Origin of the sequence: Streptomyces sp. NBC_00076 (assembly GCF_045041235.1) — a bacterium.
Lineage (GTDB): Bacteria > Actinomycetota > Actinomycetes > Streptomycetales > Streptomycetaceae > Streptomyces.
In genome coordinates, this window is record NZ_CP108242.1 from 3014544 (window position 1) to 3038907 (window position 24364).

Consider the following 24364-nt stretch of genomic DNA (forward strand, 5'->3'; position numbering starts at 1 on the left):
AGTCAGGTTCAGTGGTGGGGTCCGAGGACCCCACCACCCTGCGGCTACAAACCGCAGACCCGTGCCGCCGTCTGCACAACGCTCCACAGCGCCTTGGCCACGAGGCCGGCGGCGATACGGAGCGCGAGCTCGCGGTGCCACGCGCGCTGCGTCTGTGCGTTCTTGTCGGAGGCGCTGCTCATGCAACAACCCTTCTGCAAAGCCGCGAGGTAGCCCCCCGCCAAGGCGGTAGAACGGGTCCTGCCCTACCGGGCGGTCCACACCACCGAAGTGGCGTCCACAAGGGATGCGCTCCACTGCCGAGCCTGTGCAGTTCCGACCGCACCTTCCGAAGAAGAGACACGGCACGAAGCAACCGTAGCCGAACTCCGTTGATCTCGCTGAGGTTTGAAGCCCAGCGACGCGGTCGGGGCGTCTCCGAACACGGTCCCAGCCGTGCCAGGGCATCTGGTAGACCTGGTACGCCTGATCGTGTGGTTGCGGCCGACTCGGCACAAGCACGAGGAAGCTTCGCATGCGCCAATCACGGCGCGTGATGCGCCACTTCTTTCAGAGCGAACTGAATGGAGAGTCGACGTGAGCGAATGGGAAATTCCGGCCGGCTGGGCGTGGGTCCGTTTGGCGGACGTACTCGGTGACCCGCTCTTCAACGGTCGATCCGTAAGGACCACAGCCGATGGATTTCCGTTTCTACGTCTTACGGCACTCAAAAGAGGAGGCGTGGACTTCTCCGAGCAGAGAAATGGCGCGTGGACGAAGGATCAAGCCGCACGATTCCTCGTCTCCGATGGAGACTTTCTTGTGAGCCGTGCGAACGGATCTCACGATCTTATCGGGGCGGGGGCCCTCGCGCGACATGTACCTTATCCCGTAGCATTTCCCAGTACCATGATTCGCGTCAGATCACATCCAGCGGTCATGATTCCAGAGTATCTGGCGAGCATCTGGGAGTCCTTACTCGTACGGCTCCAGATCGAGAAGGCCGCGCACACCACCGCCCACCGCGCCTACACGATCAGCCACAACGCCTTGGCAGATATACGCATTCCTTTGCCGCCAATAGCAGAACAACGGCGGATCGTCGAGAAACTGGAAAATAATCTCACCCGTCTCGATGCCGGACAATGCAGTCTCCAGCACGGGCTCTCACTCATACCGGAACTCCGCTCAGCGGTCCGAAAAACTGCGATTTCGGGACGCGTCCCATTTACCTCCACTCCCGCCCACTGGAGATGGGGAAACCTTGGCGACGTCATCGCGCGGATCGAGACAGGTAGATCACTTCCCCGCGAACGTCGACCTGCCCAGGAAAACGAGTGGGGCGTAATAAAAGCCAGCGCCATGACGTGGGGGAATTTCAACAACGATGAACACAAGGCCGTTCAGGCCGGCACGCACATCGACCCACGGCACGAGATAATGCAGAATGACATATTGGTCAGCCGCGCCAACACCGCCGTCCACGTAGGCGCTTCGGTCCTGGTTGGCGAATGTCGCCCGCAATTGCTACTGAGCGACAAGAGCCTTCGCCTTGTCCCGAAGGAGGGCATAGAGAAGACATGGCTCATCCACGTTCTTTCATCCCCCTATGTCCGCAAACAGATCTCAAGTATGGCCACTGGCACCCTGAAGTCCATGCGCAACATCACTCAGCAGAACCTAATGCGTGCACAGATCCCTATCCCGCCCCGCGAGGAACAATTAATAATCGGCGATGCGATCAACGATGACCTCAAGCGCATTGACCGGCTGACGGAGCAAATAGAGTCACTCCAATTTCAGTCGGAGCATCTAAGGCAGTCTCTGCTGACTCGCGCCTTCGAGGGGCAACTCGTTCGCCAGGACCCCGCCGACGAGCCGGTCAGCGCCCACCTCACTCGCATCCGAGCCGAGTGGGAAGCCCAAGGACGCAGGAGGCAATCCATGCCTCGGCGTCCCCGCCGGCCGAAGCCTTCACCATCCTCACCCCTTGCCCACACCGCTATTCAGCTGGAGTTTGAGCTTTGAGACGCACATTACCCACCCTGGCGGGCAAAAAGGCCAACCCGCTCGCCGCCAAGCTCTGGGAATATTGCAACGTCCTCCGTGACAACGGTTTGTCCACCGCCGAGTTCGTTGAGCAGCTCACGTATCTCGTTTTCCTCAAGATGGCTGACGAGACTACCGCCAGACCCTCCTCAGGGACGAAGGAACGCGCCGCCCTCGTGCCAGTGGGATACGACTGGCAATCTCTGATGGAAAAGACGAGTTCGGGACTCGGAGACCAATATCGCGTCATCCTCGCCGAACTTGCCAAGGAGGACCCGGCCACTGCAGTTGGCACTCTCTTCGCCGGGAGCCAGAATCGCATCCCGAATGACAACCTCCTCCGGGAATTGATCGTCGATCTGATCGACGCAGTGGACTGGAACGGGCTGCCCTTCCATCTCACGGCCGACGCATTCGAGGCCCTACTCGCCAAGAGCGCAGAAGACATCAAAACAGGCGCGGGCCAATATTTCACTCCACGCCCGCTCGTCAATGCAATAGTAGATGCGGTGCAGCCGCGACCGACCGACACCATCACAGACCCTTCCTGTGGTACTGGTGGTTTCCTCATCGCCGCACACCACTACATTCTCGAGCATCACGCAGACGAACTAGCCTGGGACGAAAATCGCGCCATCGGCTCGGGCCGAATCTGGGGACAAGAGCTGGTCCCGAATACAGCGCGTCTGGCTGTGATGAATATGCTGCTGCACGGCCTGGGATCCGCCACCGGGCAGTCGCTCGTGGAGACGGAGGACGCTCTCCTCACACAGCCGAGTCGACACGCCTCCCTCGTCCTCGCCCATCCGCCGTTCGGCAAGAAGGCTGCGATAACGGCTGTGGACAGAAACGGTGTGGCGGGAAAGGAGGACGTTCACTACCCACGCAACGACTTCCTGATCACCACCAACAAACAGGCCAACTTTCTCCAGCACATCATGTCGTTGATGGAGATGAACGGGCGCGCAGCCGTCATCGTCCCCGACAACGTACTGTTCGAGACCGGCACTTGTTCGACGCTGCGCCGTCGCCTGCTCGATGATTTCGACCTGCACACGATTCTGCGACTGCCTACTGGAATTTTCTACGCCAGCGGCATCAAGGCGAATGTTCTGTTCTTTGACAAGGGTGCCCGCACCGAAGGAAAGCCCAACACCTCAAAACTCTGGGTCTACGACTTGCGAACTGGCCTGCAGTTTTCTCTCAAGCATAAACCACTGCAACAAGCTGATCTTGCCGAGTTCATCGAAGCTTACCTACCGGGAAAGCCTCGGACGGGCAGGGGTGAGACGGAGCGCTTCAGGTGTTTCTCCTACGACGAACTGATCGCCCGTGAGCATCTCAACCTGGACATCACCTGGGAGGAGGACGCAAATCTTGATGGCACCCACAGCGCCCCTCCCCCAGGAGTGATCGCCAGGGAGATCGTCGAGAACCTGGAGGCCGCCCTGAGCCAGTTTGCTGCCGTCGCCGATGAACTGGGTAGGGACCCCTTGCCTCAGCCGGACACGCAATAGCCCTACCTGGGCAGCGAGTTGGCCGATACCGAACGAACAGGAGCAGTCGGTCGCACTGTGCAGGCCAGAGCGAGGCGGGGCCTGGGACTCCGTGGCCAAGCCCGCATCCATCGCTCCGGCCTGGAAAATCAGTCCGATCCGAGGCTGTAGCGACTACGGCCGCACAGTGCTCTGTGGTACTCGACGCACTCTTCGTCGATGGTGTGCTCGGGGTGGCGTTTCAGTGGGCTGATCAGTTCCCCGTCTCTGCTTCGCCGGACGTTCCAGTCCTCGTCGATGAAGAGGAAGAGCCTGTCGAACTGGACATGATGGTTAGGGCAAAGACACAACAAGTTGGACAGTTTGTCTGGTCCGTCGTGCGGGGCTCCGAGCCCTTGGATATGCGCAGCCTCGCTGTAGTGACCGAAACGTGTCTCCAGCCGCACTCCGCATACCTGGCAGCCCTGCTGGTAGAGCAACTTGATGTCCTCGACGAGGCGGAGGTCCCGATCGGGGCGCGACGAGTTCACCGGGCGACGCATTCCGCGCCCCATGGCCTCATCCGTTCCCTCTCGCTCCCCGGCCTCCTCGCCTGCGTTCCCACTGGCATGGCCGTACCCAGCCAGGCCGAGTCGGGTCAGCAGAGCCCCCTGGTCGACATCCTGGAAGTAGGTGGTGCAGAGCAGGCCGATCGCTTCGGCACGGGTGAGCGGCTGCTTCAGCAGCTTCGCCACCTCTGGCCGAAGACCTGCCGCGATGTCGGACTCAGCCGAGGCCGTCGCCAACGCCGAGTCGAGCCCCTCGCCTTCTGCACCTTCCACCTCCCACAATCCGCTGCTCCGCAGGTGCCGAAACGGGTTCTCAGGTGCAGCCCCCGTACCAGAGCCGCCGAACTCCAGGAGAAGTGGACTGATCTCGGTCTTGAAGTCGCGCCAGGACACAAGGCGGCTCTGCCCCGATACGAGACGGCTGATGGACCACAGCAGCGTCAGCGATCCGTGGCGCGTACGCGCCTCCTCCGGCACGCTGGCGTCCAAGGTCCCGAGAGCGCGAAGTAGCTCTTCGCGGCCCAGCTTGACCGCCGCCGCCACAGCAGCTTCTCCGCTCGTGGGTTGGCCTACGGGGGTTGCGTTCCCGGCCACCAGCGTGTCAAGCAGTCCCAGGTGACGCCGCCGCTCAGCAGCCCGCACCAGTCTGAGGTAGCGCACCTCCTTCCCCAGTGCCAGCGCGCTCAAGATAGGAGCCGCGGGGATCTTGAACTCCACGACATCGCCCAGAGCCATGATGTGTTCCCAGGTCCGCCCATCCTTCTGCTCCCCCCATATCGCTCTGGCCAACTCGGGATTGCGGAGCAGCCCCAGAACGCGGGCTTTGGCGATGAAGTTCTTCTCGGCGTAGAACAACACCTCGTCGCCGACCCTCCGATCCCGCAGGGCGGTTCCTTTGGCGTGCTTCGTCTTGAGAGGCGTTGCCCCCCACAGCCGGGCCAACCCATCGGGGAATAGTCGCTTGAGTTGCTCCGCGTCCTCGCCCAGGACGTGTTCATACTCCGCGAGCCAGATTCCCTTGCGTATCGAGCGATCGAAGTTCCTGGGCCCACGCACGTCGGGCCCGCCCCTGGGCTGCAGCAGCCACTGCACCGAGTCATCGGCTTCCCTGCCGGGGTCCGTACCATCCCGATTGTCCGTTGCTGCGTCGGCCTCGAAGATCGGGCGATCGCCATGCTCATTCCCCATGGCGATCAGATTTTCATACTAACGAGGGCTATCCGTCAGGGACTTGACCCAGCAGTCCCGAACGGCTCCGCTGAAGAGGCGGCCAGTCACTCCCGTATCCGAGGTCGATCACCGACGTGAGCCAGCACCTTCCGTACCTCAACCGCTACGATCTGAGCGGGGCATTTTGCTGCCTGAGCAGCAGCAATCGGCACAGAGCGACACGAAGCGGGGATGGCACATGCGGGACGGCCGGTGGACCGCGGTCACCGACTCCGAGTTCCAGCATGAACACAGGGGCCTGGAGGCCATCCGCGAGAAGCTCCCGGACAACGACCCATGGCGGGGTTGGTCGAACTTCACCTTCACCGCTCACACCGGCCACGTCAGGGAAGTGGACCTGCTGGTGATCGCCCCGGGCGGCGTCCACCTGATCGAGCTGAAGGACTGGCACGGTTCCGTCGAGTCCCGCAACGGCACCTGGCTGCAGACCCAGCCCAGCGGCCGGCAGATCCCCCACGGCAATCCGCTGCACCTGGCCAACAAGAAGGCCAAGGAGCTGGCCGCGCTGCTGCAGCAGAACGGCGAGAGGGTGTGGGTCTCGGAAGCCGTCTGCTTCACCGACTCCTCGCTGCGCAACCGACTGCCCGCCCACGACCGCAACGGCGTCTTCACGGTGCACCAGCTCACCGAGATGCTGAAGGAGCCCCCGAAGGACGAGTACCGCCGGATCGACGCAGCCCGCTCGCGCCGGATCAAGGCGGCGCTGGAGCGCATCGGCATCGCGCGCAGCGACGCCGAGTACAAGGTCGGCCCGTATCTGCTCAGCCGGAAGGCGTTCGACTCGGGCCCGACCTGGGCCGACTATCTGGCCCAGCACAGTGAGCTGCCAGAGGCCGCTCGCGTCCGTGTCTATCTGCGCGAGCGCGGCTCCGACGCAGAGCTGCGCGCATCCGTCGAGCGTGCCGCGCGCCGTGAGGCCGCTGTGCTGCGCCACTTCCGGCACCCCGGTGTCGTCCAGCTCAAGCAGTACGACCCCTCCGGCCACTCGGCGGGTCCTGCCCTGATCTTCGACTTCGATCCACGGACGCTGCGCCTGGACGAGTACCTGATCCAGTACGGCGAGAAGCTGGACATCCTCAGCCGGATGGCGCTGGTGCGGCAGCTCGCCGAGACGGTGCGCTCGGCGCACGGCCGTCGGATCTTCCACCGCACCCTGGCGGCCCGTGCGGTCCACGTCATCCCGCGCGGCCGTACTCGCCGGGGAGAGTCCGAGAGCGAGACCGGCGCCTGGTCCAGCCCGCACCTGCAGATCTCTGACTGGCAGGTCGCCGTCCAGCGCAGCTCCGAGCACGGTGTGGCCGGCAATGGCGAGCGGTTCGCACCCACGACCTTCTCGCGAGCGGGCGCGCATCTCGCCGAGGGCGCGGACCCGTATCTGGCCCCGGAGTTGACCGCGCTCAGGCCTGATCCGGTGGCCCTCGATCTGTACGGACTCGGCGTACTCACCTATCTCCTGGCCACCGGCAGGCCCCCGGCCGCCAGCCAGGCCGAACTGGTGGCCCGCTACGAGGCGGGCGAGGGCCTGCGCCCCAGCTCCGTGGTGGACGGCCTCTCCCCGTACATCGACGAGCTGGTGCAGGCGGCCACGGCCTACGACGTCTCCGCCCGGCTGTCGTCGGTCGACGACTTCCTGGAGATGCTGGAGGTCGTCGAGGCGGACCTGACCGAACCTCCGTCGGCCGAGGCCCCACGCCCGGCCGAACCCGAGAAGGACCCCCTGGACGCGGTGGCGGGCGACGTGCTGGCGGGCCGCTGGGAGGTCAGGCGCCGCCTCGGTACGGGCTCCACGAGCCGTGCGTTCCTGGTGCGGGACCTGACCGCCGGCCCGGACGTGCGCTTCTCGAAGTCTCTGGCGGTGCTGAAGGTCGCGACGTCGGACAGCCGCGGCGAGGTGCTGCGTCGCGAGGCCGAGATGCTGGGCCGGCTACGCCCGGACTCCCGGGTGATCCGCCTGGTCGAGCCGGAGCCGCAGCGCATCGGCCCGCGCACGGTCCTGGTCATGGAGTACGTCGGCGACGAGCGCGAGGAGAGCGCCGAGCCGTCCGCGCCAGGCACGAAGCGCCGACGCCGGGAGGAGACGGTCGCCCGGCAGCTGCGCGAGTTCGGCCGTCTGTCCGTGGACCAGCTCGAGGCGTACGGCGACTACCTCTTCGGCGCGGTGGACTTCCTCGAGGGCGAGGGCGTGTGGCACCGCGACATCAAGCCGGACAACATCGCGATCCGTATCCGCCCGAACCGCACCCGCGAACTGGTGTTGATCGACTTCTCGCTCGCGGGCTACCCGGTGAACGAGACCGCGGCGGGCACGGACGGCTACCTCGACCCGTTCATCGGCACGCTCACCGACCGCTCTGTCTACGACGCCCACGCCGAGCGATACGCCCTGGCCGTCACCCTGCACGAGATGGCCTCCCGCGAGCTCCCGGTGTGGGGCGACGGCAAGGTCTCGCCACGCCAGACCGACCCGGAGAAGGAACCGCACCCGAGAATCGCCGCCGACGCCCTGGACCCGGCGGTACGGGACGGCCTGGTCGCGTTCTTCCAGAAGGCACTGCACCGGGACGCCTCCCAGCGCTTCCCCGACCTCAAGCCGATGCGGGACGCCTGGAAGAAGATCTTCCTCGCCATGGACGAGGCGAAGCCCTCGTCCCGCCGCCCGTCACGGCACGTGGCGTCACCCGCGCAGGGCGAGGCGGCGCAGCAGCCCGCCCCGGACGCGGCCATCCCGGAGGCCGAGGAGGAGAGCGCCGAGCAGCAGCGCGAGCGGCTGGCGGACCGCGTCGACCGGGACACCCTGATCTCGTCGTCCGGCCTGAGCCCGGCCGCGGAGTCGTTCGTCTACGGCCTCAGCGTCAACACGGTGGGTGAGTTGCTCGACTACAGCCAGCGCCAGCTCGTCAACGCCCCTGGTCTCGGGGCCAAGACCCGCAAAGAAGTCTTGAACCGCATCAAGCAGTGGCGCCTCAAGTTCGCGGAGAAGCCCGCCGCGCCGCTCACTCCCGAGGGTCGCAAGGCCGCGAAGGAGGAACTGTCGGCCGCCGAGGCCGCGGCGGCCGACGCGGTGGCGGCGAACGGCGGCGCCGGTGCGGATTCGCTGCCCGAGCGCGCACTGCGCAGCGTCAGCCTCGACACCCTCGCCACGGTGTTCGTGCCGCCGCTGCGCAAGGACGGCTCGAACCACAACGAGTGCGAGATGGTGCGGCTGTTGCTGCGCCTGCCCAACGAGCATGGCGTTCTGCCGTCGGAGGTCGGGGTCTGGCCGACGCAGACGGACGTCTCGCGCGTACTCGGGCTGTCGCGGGGCCGCATCCCGCAGATGCTGAAAAACCAGCGGACCCGCTGGAAGAAGCACGCAGCGGTACGGGCACTGCGCGCCGAGGTCCTGGATCTCCTCCACGACCTGGGCAGGGTCGCTTCGGCTGCGGAGATCGCCGACGCGCTGACCGTGCGGCGCGGGACGCAGCTCCAGGAGCGCGAGCAGCGCCGGGCGCTGGCCTTGGCCGCCGTACGAGCCGTGGTGGAGGTTGAGCAACTCGTCCCGGAGGAGGCGGAGTTCGGGCACACCCCGAACCGCGACGCAGCCGACGAGAGCATGGGCGCGGGCTTGTTGGCGCTGGAGGTGGGCGCGGAAGACGCACCGGACACACCGTCCGCGCCGGGACTGCTCGACTACGCCCAGCGGCTCGGCCGTATCGCCGACCGGCTGGCCGGGCTCGACACCCTGCCGACGGCGGCGACAGTGGTGGCGGAGCTGGGTGCCGTGCCGCCTCCGAGTGCGGCGGTGCAGTGGGACGACAGGCGCATGGTGGAGATCGCGGTGGCCGCCTCCCGCCATGCCGCCGCGACGCCCCGCCTGGAGATCTATCCGCGCAAGCTGCCGCTCGTACGAGCGCTGCGCCTCACCCAGGCCGGCCTGGTTCCGCTCATCCCGGGTATGCCGGAGGCCGAGCAGCCGGGCCTGCCGACGGACGACGTCCACGAGCGAGTCCGGGCCCGCTTCCCGGAGCTGCTGAACGAACGCGGCGGCCATGCCCTGCCCACGGGCGGCCCGCTGACGAGGGCCCTGCGGGAGGCCGGCTTCGACCTGGTGCTGTCGACGCGCAAGAGCACGGGGACGCTGCGCTACCTGCCGAGCAACCCGGACGGCGGGTCGATCTATCTGTCGTCGGACGCCCGACGGCAGCCGACGGGCACCATCTCCGCGCACCGCTATTCCGACGACCCGGATCTCGCGGCGGCGGGCACGGCCGAGGACCGATTGAAGGCCTCGGCGCGGCGGGATGGCTTCCGCGTGCTGACGGTGCCGACGGAGTGGGCGCGAAAGGCGATAGACGAACTCGGGCGCGACGACTTCGGCGGCGGTGCTGTCGTGGTGTCGGTGGCCGACCTGTTCGTGCAGGCGCTGCACGAGTTGGTCGACCCTCGGCCCAAGCCGACGTGGGAGACGATCCTGCGTGCGGATGTGGCGAAGGCCGGGACGCCAGGGGCGATGAAGTTCGCCGAGTATGCGGGGACGGCGTGGGGACTGGTGGAGCCTCGGATCGGTGAGCTGCTGATGCCGGGGGGCGGCAGCACAGGTTCTGGGAACAGTGGCAGGGGCGGGTTGGCTGCTCCGTTGCTGCTGACGGACGGCGGGGTCTTCGCGCGGTACGACGCGATGGGCGTACTGGAGCGGCTGGCGGAGCGGTCTCGGGGTGGTGGTCGGGCGCTGTGGCTGCTGTGTCCGCAGAGCGACCCGGCCCGGCCGCCGCGGCTGGGGACGGTGGCAGTGCCGTATCAGTCGGGACTGGGTGAGTGGATCGTGCTGAATGAGTTCTGGGTACAGAACGCGCACCGCGCGAAGCCGGAGAGTGCCGTGGCTGGCGGCACGCGGGGATGATGCGCTGAGCGCGTGTGCCGCATGCGGGGCCACTCGCGTGGGGTGGGGATGACGACAGGAGACGTGACCAAGTGATCGACCGCAAGTCCAAGGCACTGCTGACGGACCTGATCAAGCAGGTGAAGGCGGTCGAGGTCGACCTGGGCCAGCAGGTACGGGACGGCGAGACCGTCCTGAAGCCGCTGCGCACGGAGTACGGCAAGCTGCAGAAGGCTGATCCCAAGGGGAGCCCGAAGTGGGATGGGTGGCTGGAGGAACGGCTGGCCGAGCTGCCGGAGGAGCGTGCCGAGGTGGTGCGGGCGGCGGAGGCGGTCGCTGGGCGGCTGCGGGCCGAGTATGACCAGGCGTTCAAGCTTGGGCGTACGGGAGCTACTTGGGGCGCTTGGCTGGAAGAGCGGGTCACGCAGGTTGCGGTGGCGTGGGTACTGGGCACTGTGTTCGTGCGGTTCTGCGAGGACAACCGGCTGATCCCGGAGCCGTACCTCACGGGCCCGGATGCCGAGCGGCGGGATCTGGCGGAGGCCCGGTACAGGCAGTACGTCGAGGAGGAGCCGGACCCGACGTACCGAGGGTGGCTGGAGCGGGCGTTCGCGGAGTTGGGCTCCGGCCAGGCCGGCAAGTTGCTGTTCGACAAGCGGCGTAACCCGCTGTACCAGATCCCCGTCTCGCACGACGGGGCGCGGGCGCTGGTGGAGTTCTGGCGGGAGCGCCGGGAGGACGATGAGCTGGTCCATGACTTCACCGATCCGCTGAGCGAGGACGGGACAAAGGGGTGGGACACGCGGTTCCTCGGTGATCTCTACCAATGGCTGTCAGAGGCCGCACGGAAGACGTACGCGCTGCTGCAGACGCCGGAGTTCGTGGAGGAGTTCATCCTCGACCGAACGATGGATCCGGTGGTGCGGGAGCTCGGCGGGCGGTTCAGCGAACTCAAGATGATCGACCCTACCTGTGGGTCAGGCCACTTTGTGTTGGGCGCGTTTCGGCGAATGGTGCAGCTCTGGGCGAAGCGGCGTCCTGACAGTGACGTGCATGAGCGGGTGCAGGCAGCGCTTAAGTCAGTGCACGGCGTGGATATCAACCCGTTTGCAGTGGCCATCGCTCGATTCCGACTTCTTGTCGCCGCAATGGCAGCCGCGGGTGTACGAACGCTGGCAGAGGCCGGGCAATACGACTGGCCAATCCATCTGGCAGTGGGCGACTCGCTCATGAAAGTTCGCCAGTTCGAACTGACTTTGATCGGCGAGGACTCAGGCGATCCACTGGCGGAATTCACGTATGCCACAGAGGACGTGGACGATTACCCTGCAATCCTGGAACAGGGGCGGTATGACGTGGTGGTGGGGAATCCGCCCTACATCACCGTCAAAGACAAGAAGCTGAACGCGCTGTACCGACAGTTGTACGCGTCGTGCGCAGGCACGTACGCCCTATCCGTTCCATTCGCCGAGCGATTTTTCCAGCTAGCGAAGAGGGGTGAGCCTTCTGGTCACGGCTATGGCATGGTGGGACAGATCACCGCGAACTCCTTCATGAAGCGGGAGTTCGGGGCCAAGCTGATTGAAGAGTACTTCGCGCACAAGGTAGAACTGACTGAGGTCATTGACACTTCGGGTGCATACATTCCCGGACACGGGACTCCAACAGTCATTCTGGTGGGCAAGCGACGCGCAGGAAGTAACCGTTCGGATTCCATCCGTACTGTGCGCAGCGTCCAAGGCGAACCTTTTGTGCCAGACAACGGAGAGGATGGGCTTGTCTGGAACGCAATCGTCAATCAGATCGACAATCCAGGATCGGTCAGCCAATGGGTCTCGGTTGATGACCTCAACCGCGGGCATTACTTTGGCAAGCAGCCTTGGATTCTGACTGATGGCGGCCTGGAAATGGTGGAGCAAGTTGAAAAAAGCTCCCCTCAACGCCTTGAAGCACGGTCAGACGCCATCGGTAGGACCACGCACACCGGTTTGGACGACGCCTTCTATTTGTCACCGTCGGCAGCTAAGACTCAGGCATTGCGTGAGAAATGCGTGGCCGTGGCGCGTGGCGATGTTGTTCGTGACTTCACCATCGGCCCGGACATCATGACAGTCTTCCCCTATGACGCAGATGGCGAACGTCGCGAGCTCAGCTCGAAGGAACGAGCGTATCTTTGGCCGAATCGCACCGTCCTACGTGAGCGCGTAGATTTTGGCCAGAAACCCGCAGAACGCGGGCTTCGCTGGTTCGACCACAGCATGTTCTTCCCGAAGCGCTACCGTTCACCACACTCCATCGCCTTCCCATTCGTCGCCACTCACCCCCATTTTGCTCTCGACCGTGGGGAGAAAGTCTTCAACCGCACTGCACCTGTCATAAAGTTGCGGGACGGGTCCAGCGAAGAGGCGCACCTGCAACTGCTAGGCCTACTCGGCAGTTCGATCGCCTGTTTCTGGCTCAAAATGGTGAGCCATAGCAAGGGGACCGAAGGCCACCAGTCCGGGATCAAGACGGAACTCTGGGAGCAATTCTACGAGTTCACTGGAACGAAACTTCAGCAGTTTCCCCTGACCTCCGAATATCCAACCTATCTTGCCACTTCCCTCGACGCTCTTGCCCGGAAACTTGCTGTCGCCAGCCCTTCCTCTGTTGCGGATGAAGGAACACCGAGCGCTTCCAACTTCCGCGAAGCCCGGGCCAAGTGGGAGCGCGCCCGCGCCCTCATGATCGCCCTCCAAGAGGAACTGGACTGGCAGGTCTACTCCCTCTACAACCTGCACTCCGAAGACCTTCGCGCTCCCGAATCCGAGGTCCCCGAACTCGCCCTCGGCGAGCGGGCCTTCGAGATCGTGCTGGCTCGGCGGGTCGAGAAGGGCGAAGCGTCCGACGAGTGGTTCAAGCGGCACGGATCCACCCTCATCACCACCCTCCCCGACCACTGGTCGGATGCATACAAGGCCACAGTCCAGAAGCGCATCGACGTCATCGAGTCGTCCCGCGCCATCGGCATGGTCGAGCGCCCCGAGTACAAGCGCCGGTGGGCGACCGAGGGTTGGGACGCACTCCAGGAGAAGGCCCTGCGTTCGTGGCTGCTCGACCGGATCGAGAACCGCGAACTCTGGTTCCAGGACGGCCAGCCGACCATCCTCACCCGGGCACAGCTCACCTCCACTCTCTCCCTCGACGAGGACTTTGTCTCCGTCGCCGAGCTGTACGCCCCCCGCAAGGAACTGGCGACCGTCGTCGCGGATCTTCTCGCTAACGAGCATGTCCCCTTCCTCGCCGCTCTGCGTTACAAGCCCACCGGCCTGAGGAAGCGCGCCGACTGGGAGCAAGTCTGGAATCTCCAGCGTCAGGAAGATGCCACCCCGGACGAACCCTCCAAGCGGAAAATCCGGGACTCGATCCCCGTACCGCCGAAGTACACGTCGGCCGACTTCCTCAAGCCGTCCTACTGGCGTGCCCGCGGGAAGCTGGACGTTCCGAAGGAGCGGTTCACCTCCTACGCCACCGGCGCGATCTCCGGCACCCCGGACTTGTTCGGTTGGGCGGGCTGGGACCACCAGGAGCAGGCCCAGGCCCTCAGCACGTACTTCACGAACCACGACGAACTGTCCGACGAGCAGATGACCCCGCTGCTCGCCGGCCTCCTCGAACTCCAGCCGTGGCTCACGCAGTGGCACGACGAGTTCGACGCCCTTTACGGCGGCTCTCCCGCAGCCTTCTTCGCGGGCTACCGAGCGACCAAGCAGGGTGAACTCGGTCTGACCGACGACGACTTGCGTGCCTGGCGTCCCGGGAAGCCGACCAAGGGCTGATCACCCCGGCGTGCCCTCCTCCCCACCTTCCCGCGCGGAGGAGGGCACGCCACCATCCCGCACGGTCAACGGCTCGGCCGCGTTTACCCGTAGCGCCGGGCCATCGTCCAGCCCGAGCACAACCGCGAGTCCACCAGCCGCGTACGGCTCAGTGCGAACCGTACGGACAGCACGCCACTCGCCCCACACCCGTACCCACTGGCCGGGCCGCACCATGACCGCCGCGACCTCTCTCCCGACGGGCTCGACCACAATGTCCGGGGCCTTTAGCTCAGCCCACACGGTCTTCCCGATCCCGGCCTCGCGCTCAACAACTCCCCAGCGGTGAGCCAACGCCTCAACGAGCAACAGCCCGCGCCCGCCGGTCTCGTCGTCTCCGGGCGCCCGCACTTCGGGCCTGCCCGGGCCCGCGTCGCTGACTTCCAGCCGCAACAGCCCGTCCTCCGGCGATCTCGCGATCCGTACGCCCACCTGCCGATCACTGGGTACCCGCACGCGCAACGCATTGGTCACCAGCTCCGAGAGCACCAACTCTGCCGATTCCAGGACGTCGTGACTGACGCCCCAGCTGCTGAGCACGGCATGCGCCAGCGCCCGCGTTCTGGGCACGCAACGACGGCTACGGGCAAACCGGAAGATGACTTCGTTATGTGCAGCCATGGCACATCCCCCCAGGGGATCGACTCGCGGTCGGAGCCCCATGAAGACGGCAAGTTGAGCCGTGGGACACCGATGTCCATGACCAGCAGCATGTACGCGCATCACTCGAATCTGCAACGTTGCCAACTAGGATGGTGGCAATCTTCCACCTTTCGGGTTAATCCCACCCTGCCGCGTCCACAGCTCTGCTAAAGGTGTTGGCATGCTTGCGAAGAGCACCACCCCGAACCCCTCGACCGTTCTTGGCCGCCAACTTGGGGACGAGCTACGCCGATTGCGGGAGGCCGCAGGGCTGACTACCACTCAGGCAGCTGAAGCGCTCGACTGCACCAAGGGCAAGATCAGCCGGATCGAGAACGGTCGGGTGGCGGTCCGTCTCCCGGACTTGACCGCGATGCTGCACGCCTACGACGTGACGGATCCCGAGCTTCGCGAGCGGTTGAGCAACCTTGCGCGCAACGCCAACCGCCGTCGCAGGCAAGGGTGGTGGAACCAGTACGGCTCGGTCCTTGCTGACACATACCGCGACTACATTGCACTTGAAGCCATGGCCGGTGAGATCCGCACCTTTCAGGCACAGCTTGTTCCTGGCTTGCTGCAGATCCCGGAGTACGCCCGTGCCGTGACGGTGGCTTCGCGCCAGTGGCAGACGGCAGACGAGATCGAGAAGTTCGTCCAGGTTCGCCTCGCCCGACAGGAACGACTCGGCGGCGACTCCCCTTTGCACCTCTGGGCGGTGCTGTCAGAAGCCGTTCTCCTCCAACAGGTCGGCGGGCCCACCGTAATGCAGGCGCAGTTGGAGCACCTTCTTGCTACTTCCGAGCATCCCAACGTGACCATCCAGGTCCTGCCGTTCTCGCGCGGAGCCCACGCGAGTATGTTCGGCCCGTACGTAGTACTGGGTTTCCCTGAGGAGGCAGCGCTCGACGTGGTGCTGGCGGACAACCCGACCGGCTCAATCTGGATGGAGCGGGAGGCGGAAGTAGCCCGTTACCAAGAACTGTTCGACGCCGCTCGCACGTCCTCCCTCTCTCCGATGGAATCCCGGGCTGTCATTCGACGCAGGGCCAAGGAGCACAGAGCATGAATCGCGCACGCCACAGCACGCCGGACCTGTCGGGCGCGACGTGGCACAGCAGCACGTACAGCGGCGGCAACAACGAGTGCGTCGAGATCGCCGACAACATCCCCGCCCTCATCCCCATCCGCGACAGCAAGCACCCCACCGGCCCGGTGATCGCCTTCACTCTCCACGCCTGGCGCCCATTCATAGCCCACCTGAGCTGAACCCGACGGCCAAGAGCTGTCAGCACGGGGCCACCCCCTCCCCCAGCCGGCGCTTGCCCACGGCACCGAGCCTCACCTCAGCCACACACCACCGGCTGAGCCGCCGCGACGCTGTGCCATGAGGATCTTTGTGCGATAGAACGGAAGTCCCATCGCCCTATCCTCTGGGCGAGTTGGAACGAAGGGACCTGTCCTGTGGGGCTGTCGCCAGACCTGAAGGTCATTGCCGAGGGCATGATCAAGGCGTCCATGGGCATGGTGGACACGGTCATGGTCGGCACCCGGGACACCGCCATCGCGCTCTTCCACGAACTCGACCGGCAGCACGGCATGGCCGGGGACGACGATGCGGGGAGCGCGTTCGCCAAGGTCTACAAGTCGGCGGCCGCCACCACGCTCGACAAGATTGGGTTCAGCGCGTACGTGATGGGCGAGACCGGCAAGGGGCTGATGCGTAACGCCCGCGAGTTCATGGCCCGGGAGAGCCGCGTCGCCTCCGCGATTCTCGAGAAGCAGGTGGATCTGACCGCCGGCATGGGCGATCCCGGGGCGGACTGCTCCGAGAGCTTCCTCGGGCTGGGGCAGGAGCTTCCGGAAGTCGTCGGCGACACTGCCTGGTACGACCAGTACGCGCCGGGCGGCATGAGTGACCGCTTCCGCGGCTCGCCGGAGAAGCTGCGGGATGTGGCGGATACGTGGCGCCGGGGCGGGAAGCTGATGGTGCGATTCCTGGAGGACGCGCAGGCTTGCGCGCACACTGCCGACAAGGCGCACTCCGGGGAGGCCGCGGACGCGTTCCGCCGTTACTTCCAGGGCTTCGTCGGCTTCGCCACCCCACCGGAGCGGGCCCAGTCGGAGGAGCCTCTGGTCGCCAATCTCGTGGCCGCGTGCAACCAGCTCGCCAAGGCCTGCGACCGATACGCCGACCATGTCGAAGCGGCCAAGAAGAAGATCGTTCAGAACCAGGCGGATCCCTTTCACATCGACGCACCGTGGGACTCGCCCATGTTCGGCGGCAATGGTGACGACGGCGGGCTCCTCGACGCCGTGCTCGACGACCCGTGGATCCACCGGCTCGGCGATGTCGCCAACGCTCTCGACGACTCCGAGAAGCGGGTCAAACTCCCCCAGGGCTCGGACGATCCCCCCGGCCTTCCCGGACTGCCGCTGCTGCCGGTCCCCGTGCCCGTACCCGTACCCGTGGCACTCGCGTCCTACAGCGGTGGCCTGCCGGGTGTCATGCCGGCCGCCTACCGGGATCCCGACACCAATGTTCCGTACAAGGACCCGCTGGCACCGGTACCGGGCACCACCCGGTTGCTCAGCGTCGGCGAGCGAAAGGCGTTCACGTCCTGGGTGAACACGCTGCGCCCCCTGGGCTTCGGAGGAAAGGGCACCAGCACGACTGATCCCGCCAACGCCTACCAGCTGCGGACTGCCGGCTACCCCGAGCGGATGATCCCTCTGCCCGCGGAGGCTCGGAAGGGAGCCATCGCCGCGGACGGAATGCGGCCGGCCGACGGCTACATGGTCGACGCCAAGCACGTGAAAGACACGGATGAAGAGTGCAGAAAGAACTCATGGCGCACACCGGACACCTTCGACCTCCAAGACAAGTACGACAAGAACGGGAAGAAGAAATGGAGCAAGAAGGACATTCTCGTCGGAAAGGATGAGGACGAACTCGGGGACTACGAGCAGGCCATGAAGCAGCATGAGCAGATCCGTGGTCTGGAGATCATCACCAACGACAAGGACGCAGCCGCCTACTGGCAGACGCTCATGGCGGCGGAGAGTGTCAAGGGCACCTCCCGGTACGAGCCGTAGCTCAGGACGACAAGGACCTATCCCATCGTGGACCTCGACGAATACCAGACGACCTACCTGCTCTACGCACCCGCCAAGAACCCCAGTGGCTGGAACCTCGACCTGGCCGCATTCGGCAACGCTCTCCAGACCGCGTTCCCCGAAGTCCGCTACGAGACGCGGCAAGGCCGACAGGTACGTCTCTCCTTCTGGGCCGTGACGGAGGACGGAATCGAGTTCACCGGCTTCGCGAGCAACGAAGGCCGTGACACCGTCGTCCTCACCGACAACACCCCCGATGAAGCCGCCGTCTTCATCGCCTGGCTCCGCGACTCCTACCTCCCCTCCCCCGACCTGATCCGCTTCAGCTCCGAGCCCGCCGTGGAAGAGGGCATCGAAACCGACTGGCGGATGCCCGCAGGCGGAGACACAGCGCGCATCGCTGAGGAACTGAAGCAGCACATTCAGGTCGTCGAACGCTGACGATCCCGCTCTGACCATCGCACTCGCCCCTTCCCCGTCCCTCCGTGCGCGTTACGATCAGGGACTGGCACCCTCAAGCTGCAGGAGCACCGCTTCGGTGCCCTTCTGCGGCGAAGGCGATGCTCGACTTCACGGCTTCTGCGCTGAAGGGTGCGTCGCAGAAGGTGTGAGTGAGCATTTCGTCAGACGTTCCCAGGCTGCCGAAAGGTGCGCGTCTGTGAACATGCGCTGCTTGCGGGGTGTCCACTTCTTCACGTATTCGGCGGCCGTGGCATAGGTCGCTGGGCGGGACACGAGCACTTCCGATGCGAAGAGGAGCGTACCGAGTAGTTCCATGCCATACGGGTGCTCATATCCGTCGACGAGCTGCTCGAGGCGCTCAATCGCAGCACTGAACTGCCTGTCGGGGCTGAGGAGTTCAGCTGCGCGAGCCACAGCTTCCGGCGCGGGTGACAGAGGGGCTGAGGCTCCTCGCGTGCCGTCTCCGTAACCGCTGATGTAGTGCCCCTCAAGTGCAGCAATGGCACGGTCCAGACTGGCCGAGTAGGGGCCGTAATGGCCTTTGGTAAAGCGCAGGCCGAGATCGAACCCTAGACGTTGCAGCAGATAGACGACCTTATGGGCCTCCAGCAGAGTCGTCTGCCGCTCCATGGAGAAGCCCCCGGCAAGTCCGCGTTTGATGTACCGGTCGAGGGCGACCAGGAAAGCCGCACGCTCACGGTTGAGTGCAGGAGGCTCCTGGTTGTTCGGCATGGCAGTCGCTGGCGGAGCACCGTGCGGGGGGAAAACCCGTACCTCGACGTCCGGCAGATCGCCCAGCGCGGCGATGATCATAGGGTGGACATCATCCCAGGCCAGCCCTCCGTTGCCACATCCCAGCGGAGGTACGGCGATGCTACGGACCTGCCGTTCGACAATGACGCGCCGGAGATCATTCAGGCCTTCCCGCACGTCTTCGAGACGGGATGGCGAGCGCCAGTGCCGCTTGGTCGGGAAGTTGACGATGTACCGAGGCCTGACTGAATCGCCTCGATCATGGACGTGCATGGAACCGGGCTGCACCTCGCCCCCCGCACACGCCTTCTCATACGCCGCGAAGTTGTCCGGGTAGGCCCGCTTGAACTGCAGAGCGATTCCCTTGCCCATGACACCGACCGTGTTGACGGTGTTGATCAGAGCATCCACTTGCGCAGTCAGGAGGTTACCCTCCGCATAGATGATCACGGCTGCCTTCCCTCCTTCTCCCTGCTGGGCGGCTTCGTCTCAGTAATACCAAGCGGGTCTGACAATCACGTCGAGCCGGAGGCCCCGGCCGTCCAGGAGTTGCCGTACAGCATCCGTCCGTGACCGCGTCCGCGCTGCCAAGTGGGTGATGGCCGCGACGGGAACACGCTCGTGTACGAGGAACTCCGCCATGCGCCGTCGCATGCGATCAGGATCTTCAGGACTATTGTTCCATCGTTCCCGCTCCATCACCGACCAGTCCACGTGGCTGCCCAGACGCGCCATGTCGCTTTCGATCTCGGTGATGTCTGCCGCGCAGTTTCCGTCGCTGAACACGCTGACGCAGCCGGCCCGCATCAGTCTTCGGGGAGTCGTCACCAGGTAGACCAGCGGATCCTGGCCGTCCGCATAGGTCTGCACCGCTCCCTTGCTGATTTTGTACAGCATGGGTGAGCGAGGGGCGAAGTAGAACGGCACGTAGTCGGCGACCACTCCGCCCGGGAGCGGGTCGACCTTCCGTAAGCGTCGCCGCTCCTTGATGAGCTGGTCTCCACACTCCACCTGGAGGCTGCGGTCCTCACGCACTATGCGGTCACAGGCGACATAGCCCTGATCCAGCACATTGGGCAGGTTGCTGATGTGCGTGAAGTGAAAGATGGGGCGATCCTCTGGAGACAGCACAGCGGGAGGGTATCCGATGGTCACATCAGCCACCCGGGCCATGCGCTGACCGTCGGGTTGAAACAGCACTGCCTCACCGGCACCCGACTGGCCCGCACCGCTCGCGTCGGCCTGCACCCGACGTCTCCTGCGCGTCGTACCCACCCGTTACGATCGAAGACGGTCCGCAGCCGTGTGAACAGCGGCGGACGGTACTTCCGGGACAGCGTGCGGGGCTGAGCGTCACGCGCCGTCCCCGGTCGTGGGGGGCCGCGTCGTGGTGCCCTGTGGACGCAGGCTTAGTAGACGGACAACAGGAGACGCGAGACAGAGATGGCCCCGACCGCCGCCACGGCCCCCCTCCTCCGCGATGTCATCGACATCAAGACGTCCATCTCCACGTCGGACTTCGTCCTGAAGCTGGCCGAGGCCGTCACCGAGGAGGGCGCCGAACGGGCGCTGCGGGACTACGTCGTCACCGAGCGCCTTCTCGAGAACTTCGACGAGGCGCTGAGTCTGATCAAGACCGCGCTGGACGGGCAGACGTCGAAGGCCGCGTATCTGCACGGATCGTTCGGTTCCGGTAAGTCGCACTTCATGGCCGTGCTGCACGCCCTGCTCCGGGGCGACCAGGCCGCACGTGCTCGGACCGATTTCGATCCGGTGCTGGCCAAGCACGAGTGGCTGAGCACCGACGGGAAGAAGTTCCTGCTCGTGCCGTATCACATGCTCGGGGCCAAGTCCCTGGAGCAGCGGGTGCTCGGCGGGTACGTCAGTCACGTCAAGGCACTGCATCCCGAGGCGCCCACGCCGCAGGTCTACCGGACCGACTCCCTCTTCGCGGACATCCGCGCGCTGCGGGATCGTATGGGAGACGACAAGTTCATCGAAGGGCTCGCCGGAGCCGCCGACGGCGAGGGCATCGTCGATGCCGACGACGAGTGGGGCGACTCCTTCGCCTGGACCCCGACGCTCCTCGACACCGCCCTCGCCGCCGAGGAACTGGACGGCGCCGAGGTCAACCTCAACCTGGTCAACCCGACCACCCCGGCCGAACTGCGCGCCAAGCTGGTGCACGACGCGAGCACCAGCTGGTTCCCCGGCTTCGCGAAGAACGCCGCCGAGGACGAACACGGCTTCATCTCGCTCGACGCCGGCCTCGCCGTCATCGCCGAGCATGCGAAGTCGCTGAAGTACGACGGGCTGATCCTGTTCATGGACGAGCTGATCCTCTGGCTCGCCAACCGCATCCACGATCAGAAGTTCGTCTCCCGCGAAGCCGACAAGATCACCAACTTCGTGGAGGGCGCCGACTCGCGCCGCGCCATCCCGATCGTGTCGTTCATCGCACGTCAGCGCGACCTGCGGGAGCTGGTGGGCCAGGAGGTCTCCGGTGCTGCCGAGACCGCGATCCAGGACAGCCTGAACCTGGCTTCCGGGCGCTTCGACAAGATCACGCTGGAGGACCGCAACCTCCCGCAGATCGCCCATGCCCGTCTTCTGAAGCCCAAGGACGCGGAGGCCGCCGCCCAGCTCGACGCGGCGTTCGCGAAGATCAAGCGGGTCGGACCGCAGGTGTGGGACGTCCTACTGGGGTCCGACGAGGGGACGACCGGCGCCGACGAGTCGTCGTTCCGGCTGACCTATCCCTTCTCCCCCTCCTTCATGGACACCCTGGTCCACATCTCCTCGGCGCTGCAGCGCTCCCGTACCGGCCTGAAGCTCATGGGCCAGCTGCTGGCCGATCACCGCGACGACGCGACGCTGGAACAGCTCATCCCGCTCGGTGACCTCTACCCGGTCATCGCCGACGGCGGCGACCGGCCGTTCGTCGACAGTCTGAAGGTGGAGTTCCAGGCCGCGGACAAGCTGTACCGCACCAAGCTGCGGCCCTACCTCCTGGCGATGTACGACGTCACCGAGGAAGACATCGAGCGCTACCGCCACCGCCGCGAGACCGTCACCGACCAGGGGCTCGTCCAGCGGTGCAAGGCGTTCGTGGGTGACGACCGGCTGATGTGCACGCTTCTGCTGTCCGCACTGGCGCCCAGCGTGCCCGCGCTGCGGGACCTGACGATCCGGCGGCTCGCGTCCCTGAATCACGGCTCGGTCATCTCCCCCATCCCGGGGGCGGAGGTCGGCGCGATCCAGTCGAAGGTCGACGAGTGGGCGTCGCGGTTCGCGGAGATCAAGCCCACCGGCACCAAGGCCAACCCGGGCGTACGGCTCGAGCTGGCGGGCGTGGACGTGGACTCCGTCATCGCCAACGCCAACGTCAACAACAACCGAGCCAACCGCCGCTCCCTCGCCAAGCGACTCCTCGCCGAGGAGCTGGGCATCGACCTTCAAGAGCGGCTCACCGCGGACGAGCTGAAGTTCGTCTGGCGGGGCTCGAACCGTACGGTGGAGGTCATCTTCGGCAACATCGCCGACCACGACGACCTGCAGGACCACGACTTCGCGCCCAGTCAGGACGGGCTGTGGCGGATGATCATCGATCTGCCGTACGACGAGGGCGAGTACGGGCCGCGCGAGGACGCAAACCGCATGGCCGACCTCCGCCGGCTTCCCGGCACCCGGCCACGGACGGTGGGGTGGATTCCCACGCATCTGTCCACCGGCCGCTTCCAGGACTTCCAGCGGCTGGTCGTCATCCACTACGCACTCGCCGACCAGCGACGCTTTGACACCAGCTACGCGCAACATCTGAACGCCGACAACCGGGCCCGAGCCAAAGCGCTGCTGGAAGACCAGCGCGAGACGCTCACCAAGACAGTGAAGGCGGCCTTCAAACAGGCCTACGGCCTTGCGGCCAAGAAGCCGGGCGACGTCAACCCGGACTTCAACGAACACCTCGAGCCGCTGCCCGACGTTCCTGAACTGCGCGTCTCCATCGGGCAGTCCCTGCACGACGCGGCCCGGCACGTGGCGGGCAAGCTGCTGGCCCACCAGTTCCCCGCGCACCCGGACTTCGACCCCGACGGCACGGGTACCGTCGTCAAACTCGCCGACGCGCGGACCGTGTTCGGGCACATCCGCGCCGCCGCGGAGGCCGGTGACCGGCAGGCCGAGATCCCGGCCAAGGAGCGTCCGCTCATGCGGCGCATCGCCGCACCGCTAGGGCTCGGCCAGCAGAAGGAGGCGTACTTCCGGCTCTCCACCCGCTGGCCGGAACACTTCGCCCTTCAAGCGCGCGGCGAGGCCGGTCCCGGCGACCTGAGCGTCGTGCAGCTGACCGAGTGGATCGACCGTCCGGCGCCGATGGGCCTGGAGCCGTTCCTCGCCAACCTGGTCATCGCGTCGTACGCGGAGATGGACGACCGGGTCTGGGTACGGGCGGGTGCGTTGCTCGATCCCTCGCCCGAGCTCTCCGCGATCAAGCCGCAGGACGCGCTGCGGTCCCAGCCACTGCCGGAGGAACACGTCTGGGAGGAGTCCGGACGCCGCTACTGGGAGATCTTCGGTGAAGAGCCGCCCAGGCTGCGCCGGGGCCGGATGGTCGGGCAGTTCGCCCGGCGGATCACTGAGCGAGCCCGCACGTACCAGCCGCATGCGGCGGATCTGGTGGCGCAGCTGGAGAAGTACGCGACGCTGCTCGGCCTGGACGGCACCGACGAGTCCGGCCGGCTGGCGATCGCCCGCCGGGCCCGGGACCTGCTGGACGAGTTGCGCGTGCTGGATCAGGGCGCGGCCGGCGGTTCGGCTGCGGCCAAGCAGGTCATCTCCGCATTCGCCGGCTTCGATCTCGGCGACGTGCCGACAAGCCGCTACGGTGCGTCGATCAAGCAGGCCGAGGCCGTCGCGGCCGCCTTGGCCACCGCGGCTTGGGACATGCTCAAACTCGCGCCCAACTACGGGCCACAGGGCGAGGCCGTGCTGGAGGAGTTGCGCGGCGCGGCGCGTGTCGATCAGCGCACCAAGGATCTCAAGGAGGCGCTGCTTGAGGCACGGCGGTCCATCGTCGCCGTCATCGAGCGCAGCCAGGCACACACCGCCGATCCGCGCAGGGCGTACGCCGCGCCCACGCCGACGGAACCTCTCACAAAGCCCGACGCGATCAGCCTGAGCACCGACACCAGCCAGCCGCCCGTGCCCTCCACCCACCCTGACACCGAGGGCGGACGACGTACGGGGCGCCGCTCGGGAGGGGGCCTGACCACGGCCTCCCGTGCGCTGGCAGAGTTGCGGGCCGAACTGGCCGAACTGGCGGCCTCCGAGCCGGACGTAGAGATCGAGATCAGTTGGCGGGTCGTGGAATGAGTGAGA

14 protein-coding genes are annotated in these 24364 nt (G+C 65.7%); 9 read left to right on the forward strand and 5 right to left on the reverse strand.

Annotated features, from left to right (window positions below; translation table 11 throughout):
• Positions 1-44: 44 nt before the first annotated feature.
• Entirely contained in the window at positions 45-182 is a 138-nt protein-coding gene (locus OHA64_RS13805; RefSeq protein ID WP_405612642.1) for a hypothetical protein, read from the reverse strand.
• Between the two features lie 394 nt (positions 183-576).
• Here OHA64_RS13805 and OHA64_RS13810 point away from each other — a divergent pair, with 394 nt between their 5' ends.
• On the forward strand, positions 577-2007 hold the full coding sequence (locus OHA64_RS13810; protein WP_405612645.1) for a restriction endonuclease subunit S: 1431 nt from the start codon (positions 577-579) through the stop codon (positions 2005-2007).
• Positions 2004-3545: an N-6 DNA methylase gene (locus tag OHA64_RS13815; protein ID WP_405612648.1), complete on the forward strand. Its 1542-nt coding sequence runs from the start codon at positions 2004-2006 to the stop codon at positions 3543-3545. Before OHA64_RS13810 ends, OHA64_RS13815 begins: the two co-directional genes overlap by 4 nt.
• Positions 3546-3673: 128 nt before the next feature.
• On the opposite strand, the gene OHA64_RS13820 is transcribed toward OHA64_RS13815, so the two are convergent.
• Positions 3674-5260 (reverse strand): HNH endonuclease, encoded by a 1587-nt coding sequence (locus OHA64_RS13820; RefSeq protein ID WP_405612650.1) that lies wholly within the window; start codon positions 5258-5260, stop codon positions 3674-3676.
• 220 nt (positions 5261-5480) lie between these two features.
• On the opposite strand from OHA64_RS13820, the gene pglW reads away from it, so the two are divergent.
• Together pglW and pglX are read left to right on the forward strand one after the other, a co-directional pair.
• Positions 5481-10181 (forward strand): BREX system serine/threonine kinase PglW, encoded by a 4701-nt coding sequence (pglW, locus tag OHA64_RS13825; protein WP_405612652.1) that lies wholly within the window; start codon positions 5481-5483, stop codon positions 10179-10181.
• Positions 10182-10252: 71 nt separating this feature from the next.
• Positions 10253-13978 carry a BREX-2 system adenine-specific DNA-methyltransferase PglX gene (pglX, locus tag OHA64_RS13830; RefSeq protein WP_405612654.1) on the forward strand — a complete coding sequence of 1242 codons (3726 nt, stop codon included), beginning with the start codon at positions 10253-10255 and terminating at the stop codon, positions 13976-13978.
• On the opposite strand, the gene OHA64_RS13835 is transcribed toward pglX, so the two are convergent.
• Positions 13979-14587, reverse strand: a complete 609-nt coding sequence (locus OHA64_RS13835) for an ATP-binding protein (RefSeq protein ID WP_405612656.1) — start codon at positions 14585-14587, stop codon at positions 13979-13981. It abuts the gene before it with no gap.
• A 253-nt stretch (positions 14588-14840) separates the two neighbouring features.
• Here OHA64_RS13835 and OHA64_RS13840 point away from each other — a divergent pair, with 253 nt between their 5' ends.
• The 4 genes from OHA64_RS13840 (at position 14841) to OHA64_RS13855 (ending at position 18214) form a co-directional block, all read left to right on the forward strand.
• Complete coding sequence (locus tag OHA64_RS13840; RefSeq protein ID WP_405612658.1) at positions 14841-15725, forward strand: helix-turn-helix domain-containing protein; 885 nt, start codon at positions 14841-14843, stop codon at positions 15723-15725.
• Entirely contained in the window at positions 15722-15925 is a 204-nt protein-coding gene (locus OHA64_RS13845) for a DUF397 domain-containing protein (protein WP_405612661.1), read from the forward strand. Before OHA64_RS13840 ends, OHA64_RS13845 begins: the two co-directional genes overlap by 4 nt.
• Before the next feature lie 195 nt (positions 15926-16120).
• Positions 16121-17752 (forward strand): restriction endonuclease fold toxin-2 domain-containing protein, encoded by a 1632-nt coding sequence (locus OHA64_RS13850; RefSeq protein WP_405612663.1) that lies wholly within the window; start codon positions 16121-16123, stop codon positions 17750-17752.
• Positions 17753-17779: 27 nt separating this feature from the next.
• Positions 17780-18214, forward strand: a complete 435-nt coding sequence (locus OHA64_RS13855) for a hypothetical protein (protein ID WP_405612665.1) — start codon at positions 17780-17782, stop codon at positions 18212-18214.
• Between the two features lie 129 nt (positions 18215-18343).
• Here the strand turns inward: OHA64_RS13855 and OHA64_RS13860 are convergent, their stop codons facing one another.
• Both OHA64_RS13860 and OHA64_RS13865 read right to left on the reverse strand, forming a co-directional pair.
• On the reverse strand, positions 18344-19438 hold the full coding sequence (locus OHA64_RS13860) for a macro domain-containing protein (protein ID WP_405612667.1): 1095 nt from the start codon (positions 19436-19438) through the stop codon (positions 18344-18346).
• 39 nt (positions 19439-19477) lie between these two features.
• Positions 19478-20236 (reverse strand): DUF4433 domain-containing protein, encoded by a 759-nt coding sequence (locus OHA64_RS13865; protein WP_405612669.1) that lies wholly within the window; start codon positions 20234-20236, stop codon positions 19478-19480.
• A gap of 195 nt (positions 20237-20431) precedes the next feature.
• Between OHA64_RS13865 and OHA64_RS13870 the strand changes: the two genes are divergently transcribed.
• Complete coding sequence (locus tag OHA64_RS13870; RefSeq protein WP_405612671.1) at positions 20432-24358, forward strand: phage resistance protein; 3927 nt, start codon at positions 20432-20434, stop codon at positions 24356-24358.
• The last annotated feature ends 6 nt before the right edge of the window (positions 24359-24364 follow it).